The organism is Bowmanella dokdonensis (assembly GCF_017254865.1).
In the GTDB taxonomy this organism is placed as follows: Bacteria; Pseudomonadota; Gammaproteobacteria; order Enterobacterales; family Alteromonadaceae; genus Bowmanella; species Bowmanella dokdonensis.
Map to the genome: position 1 here is coordinate 1 of NZ_JAFKCV010000044.1, position 877 is coordinate 877.

At 51.1% G+C, this 877-nt stretch carries 1 protein-coding gene; it reads left to right on the plus strand.

The genetic code is table 11. The features are described 5' to 3' along the window. Positions 1 to 164: 164 nt before the first annotated feature. Positions 165 to 877: IS4 family transposase (locus J0A66_RS21445; RefSeq protein ID WP_206575901.1), on the plus strand; the 713-nt coding region annotated here is incomplete at its 3' end.

Consider the following 877-nt stretch of genomic DNA (forward strand, 5'->3'; position numbering starts at 1 on the left):
GCGTATTTTCCGCAACGCCAGGGTGTTCGCGGGATAATCCTTGAACGAGTATTAGCGGACCTTCTGGTCTAATGCCGATCAGTTAAGAAATATTCGAGCGATCGGTTGACCGATCCTTCGAGGCGTTCAGAATCCGATATCAGTCTCTGATATCGGATTTTTTTATGTCTTTGCTTACCGCCCTGGAAGATACCTTTACCTTTGCTGAAGAGCTCAATTCTGTTGATAAGCTCAGGTCACTTCTCGACCCTGAGATTTTAGCGCAAGCCTATGCGCTGTCAGGCGTGGCTACCGTTCGGCGGCGTCGCTTACCACTGGACTCTGTGATGTTGACGATTATCGGCATGAGCCTTTTTCGTAACGAACCGGTGTGGGATATCGCCAGTAAGCTGGATATTTCGTTACCCGGTAAAAACAAGTTCGTCGCGCCCAGCGCATTAGTTCAAGCGCGTCAGAGATTAGGTGATGACGCGGTGGCACATACCTTCCGGTTGATGGCACAGCGAACATTCGAACAGCACGCTTTTGAACAATGGTGTGGCTTGAATTTACTGGCCGTTGATGGGGTGATGTTTCGGGCCCAGGATACACTGGATAATCGGGGTGAGTTTGGATGCGAGCGCAATCATCATGGTGACAGCCCCTATCCACAGATAAGAATGTGCAGCCTGATGGAAGTCTCCAGCCACCTGTTACTTGCCAGTGAATTTGATGGTCGCCACGTCGGTGAAATGTCATTGGCTGAACGCCTTATCCCGTCTGTCCCCGAGCACTCTCTGACGTTATTTGATAAAGGCTATTACTCGCTGGGCTTGCTGTATCGCTGGCAGAGTCAGGGCAACAATACGCACTGGATGCTGCCCGCCCGCAAGGACCT